2 tRNA genes and 2 rRNA genes are annotated in these 4,505 nt (G+C 51.0%); all 4 read right to left on the bottom strand.

The features are described from left to right. A 23S ribosomal RNA gene (locus tag QUA10_RS28560) occupies window positions 1-1,945 on the bottom strand; the annotation flags it as partial. A 381-nt stretch (window positions 1,946-2,326) separates the two neighbouring features. Further along, window positions 2,327-2,402 (bottom strand) — tRNA-Ala (locus QUA10_RS28555). 58 nt (window positions 2,403-2,460) lie between these two features. Beyond that, a tRNA-Ile gene (locus QUA10_RS28550) sits at window positions 2,461-2,537 on the bottom strand. Window positions 2,538-2,589: 52 nt separating this feature from the next. Beyond that, window positions 2,590-4,118: ribosomal RNA gene (locus tag QUA10_RS28545) — 16S ribosomal RNA — on the bottom strand. Window positions 4,119-4,505 lie beyond the last annotated feature (387 nt).

Raw genomic sequence — 4,505 nt, 5'->3', positions numbered from 1 at the left:
TCGTGCAGGTCGGAACTTACCCGACAAGGAATTTCGCTACCTTAGGACCGTTATAGTTACGGCCGCCGTTTACTGGGACTTCAATCAAGAGCTTGCACCCCATCATTTAATCTTCCAGCACCGGGCAGGCGTCACACCCTATACGTCCACTTTCGTGTTTGCAGAGTGCTGTGTTTTTATTAAACAGTCGCAGCCACCGATTTTTTGCAACCCCGTTGGGCTCCCTCTGTTCGAGTTCACCTACTTGGGGCATACCTTCTCCCGAAGTTACGGTATCAATTTGCCGAGTTCCTTCTCCTGAGTTCTCTCAAGCGCCTTAGAATACTCATCTCGCGCACCAGTGTCGGTTTGCGGTACGGTCGTGTGTAGCTGAAGCTTAGTGGCTTTTCCTGGAAGCAGGGTATCACTCACTTCGTCTGCAAGCAGACTCGTTATCACCCCTCATCTAAGCCCGGCGGATTTGCCTACCAGGCACGACTACAGGCTTGAACCAACATATCCAACAGTTGGCTGAGCTAACCTTCTCCGTCCCCACATCGCACTACACATCGGTACAGGAATATTGACCTGTTTCCCATCAGCTACGCATCTCTGCCTCGCCTTAGGGGCCGACTCACTCTACGCCGATGAACGTTGCGTAGAAAACCTTGCGCTTACGGCGAGGGGGCTTTTCACCCCCTTTAACGCTACTCATGTCAGCATTCGCACTTCTGATACCTCCAGCATCCGTTACCAGACACCTTCACAGGCCTACAGAACGCTCTCCTACCACGTGCAATAAATTGCACATCCGCAGCTTCGGTAACTGGCTTAGCCCCGTTACATCTTCCGCGCAGGACGACTCGATCAGTGAGCTATTACGCTTTCTTTAAATGATGGCTGCTTCTAAGCCAACATCCTGACTGTTTTAGCCTTCCCACTTCGTTTCCCACTTAGCCAATTTTAGGGACCTTAGCTGGCGGTCTGGGTTGTTTCCCTCTTGAGTCCGGACGTTAGCACCCGGTGCTCTGTCTCCCAAGCTGTACTCGTCGGTATTCGGAGTTTGCATAGGTTTGGTAAGTCGCCATGACCCCCTAGCCTAAACAGTGCTCTACCCCCGACGGTAATACTTGAGGCACTACCTAAATAGTTTTCGGAGAGAACCAGCTATTTCCAAGTTTGTTTAGCCTTTCACCCCTATCCACAGCTCATCCGCTAGTTTTGCAACACTAGTCGGTTCGGACCTCCAGTACCTGTTACGGCACCTTCATCCTGGCCATGGATAGATCACTTGGTTTCGGGTCTACACCCAGCGACTGATTCGCCCTATTCGGACTCGATTTCTCTACGGCTTCCCTATTCGGTTAACCTTGCCACTGAATGTAAGTCGCTGACCCATTATACAAAAGGTACGCAGTCACCCTTGCGGGCTCCTACTTTTTGTAAGCATGCGGTTTCAGGATCTATTTCACTCCCCTCCCGGGGTTCTTTTCGCCTTTCCCTCACGGTACTGGTTCACTATCGGTCGATTACGAGTATTTAGCCTTGGAGGATGGTCCCCCCATATTCAGACAGGATTTCTCGTGTCCCGCCCTACTTTTCTCTAACTTAGTACCACACGTCTGTTTTCGCATACGGGGCTATCACCCACTATGGCCGGACTTTCCATTCCGCTTTGCTAACAGTCGTGCTATCACTAGAAGGCTCTTCCGATTTCGCTCGCCACTACTTTCGGAATCTCGGTTGATGTCTTTTCCTCGAGCTACTGAGATGTTTCAGTTCACCCGGTTCGCCTCGCATGACTATGTATTCATCATGCGATACCTCTTGCGAGGTGGGTTTCCCCATTCAGAAATCTCCGGATCAAAGCTTATTTGCCAGCTCCCCGAAGCTTATCGCAGGCTATCACGTCTTTCGTCGCCTGTAATCGCCAAGGCATCCACCACATGCTCTTAGTCACTTGACCCTATAACTTTGACATCTCTTTCAAGATATCGCCGTAATCTTCAAGGACTTGCCAGGTCTTTCACCTGACGCGTTATGCCGTAAACAACTTCAGATCTCTCGATCTGTCATCGTATTACTTAAGAATTTCAAACTAGGTTTGAATATTCGTTTTGACGCAATCAAAAATTCTTGTTGCCGGCGGCACGGTCTGCACTAAACCTTTACGAATGTGCAGTTTCCGCCGACAACTCTGATTCGACTCTATGAATTTTTAAAGAACAGCCGATTGATCAATCGATATTGATCAACAACAAAACAGCCTCGCATCATTTCTGATTCAAAGCCGCTTTGGTGTTGAGTAATTTCTTACTAAACTTGTTGTTGTTTTGTCTGCAGTCGTTGGTGGAGGATGACGGGATCGAACCGACGACCCCCTGCTTGCAAAGCAGGTGCTCTCCCAGCTGAGCTAATCCCCCATCTCGATCACTGTCCACGCCGCGCTCTTCGCGCGCCGCAGCCTTCGTCCTCGGAATTTGGTGGGTCTAGTTGGGCTCGAACCAACGACCCCTGCGTTATCAACACAGTGCTCTAACCAGCTGAGCTACAGACCCTTTTCCAACAACCGATAAGTGTGGGCGTTCAATTTTGAATGCGGTTTTCCAGAAAGGAGGTGATCCAGCCGCACCTTCCGATACGGCTACCTTGTTACGACTTCACCCCAGTCACGAACCCTGCCGTGGTAATCGCCCTCCTTGCGGTTAGGCTAACTACTTCTGGCAGAACCCGCTCCCATGGTGTGACGGGCGGTGTGTACAAGACCCGGGAACGTATTCACCGTGACATTCTGATCCACGATTACTAGCGATTCCGACTTCACGCAGTCGAGTTGCAGACTGCGATCCGGACTACGAATGGCTTTATGGGATTGGCTCCCCCTCGCGGGTTGGCGACCCTTTGTACCATCCATTGTATGACGTGTGTAGCCCCACCTATAAGGGCCATGAGGACTTGACGTCATCCCCACCTTCCTCCGGTTTGTCACCGGCAGTCCCATTAGAGTGCCCTTTCGTAGCAACTAATGGCAAGGGTTGCGCTCGTTGCGGGACTTAACCCAACATCTCACGACACGAGCTGACGACAGCCATGCAGCACCTGTGTTACGGTTCTCTTTCGAGCACTCCTCTATCTCTAAAGGATTCCGTACATGTCAAAGGTGGGTAAGGTTTTTCGCGTTGCATCGAATTAAACCACATCATCCACCGCTTGTGCGGGTCCCCGTCAATTCCTTTGAGTTTCAACCTTGCGGCCGTACTCCCCAGGCGGTCAACTTCACGCGTTAGCTTCGTTACTGAGTCAGTGAAGACCCAACAACCAGTTGACATCGTTTAGGGCGTGGACTACCAGGGTATCTAATCCTGTTTGCTCCCCACGCTTTCGTGCATGAGCGTCAGTACAGGTCCAGGGGATTGCCTTCGCCATCGGTGTTCCTCCGCATATCTACGCATTTCACTGCTACACGCGGAATTCCATCCCCCTCTACCGTACTCTAGCTATGCAGTCACAAATGCAGTTCCCAGGTTGAGCCCGGGGATTTCACATCTGTCTTACATAACCGCCTGCGCACGCTTTACGCCCAGTAATTCCGATTAACGCTTGCACCCTACGTATTACCGCGGCTGCTGGCACGTAGTTAGCCGGTGCTTATTCTTACGGTACCGTCATGGACCCCCTTTATTAGAAGGAGTCTTTTCGTTCCGTACAAAAGCAGTTTACAACCCGAAGGCCTTCATCCTGCACGCGGCATGGCTGGATCAGGCTTTCGCCCATTGTCCAAAATTCCCCACTGCTGCCTCCCGTAGGAGTCTGGGCCGTGTCTCAGTCCCAGTGTGGCTGGTCGTCCTCTCAGACCAGCTACAGATCGTCGGCTTGGTAAGCTTTTATCCCACCAACTACCTAATCTGCCATCGGCCGCTCCGTCCGCGCAAGGCCTTGCGGTCCCCTGCTTTCATCCGTAGATCGTATGCGGTATTAGCAAAGCTTTCGCTCCGTTATCCCCCACGATCGGGCACGTTCCGATGTATTACTCACCCGTTCGCCACTCGTCAGCATCCGAAGACCTGTTACCGTTCGACTTGCATGTGTAAGGCATGCCGCCAGCGTTCAATCTGAGCCAGGATCAAACTCTACAGTTCGATCTTGATTTTTTCGCTCTTTCGAGCAACTCATAAAAAAGAATTGAAGTGAACTTCACTTCTATCTCATGAGCGTTTGTAGTGCTAAGCACTAGTTCCAAAGAACTTGGCACTCGCCATCAAACGCCCACGCTTATCGGCTGTATATTTTTAAGGATCTTTGCAGTCAGATTCAGACTTCCATCTTCTTCTTTCTGCCGACTTAGCTGCGATCAGCTGAGCCTTGAATTCTAGCACGGTTTTTTAAGTTCCGTCAAACTTTTTGGAAGTTTCTGAAGCCGCCTGGCGTCTCCATCCACCCCCACACACCTTCAAGTCCAACCACCTTTCGGCAACCAGCTCTTGTCAGCGCAGCCTTAGATTGTATACCGAGAAAACGGTGACTTT

This window comes from Microcoleus sp. Pol8_D6, from assembly GCF_036700965.1.
Lineage (GTDB): Bacteria > Cyanobacteriota > Cyanobacteriia > Cyanobacteriales > Microcoleaceae > Microcoleus.
The sequence above is the reverse complement of the archived record's forward strand: the minus strand, read 5'-3'. Positions and strand labels throughout refer to the sequence as shown.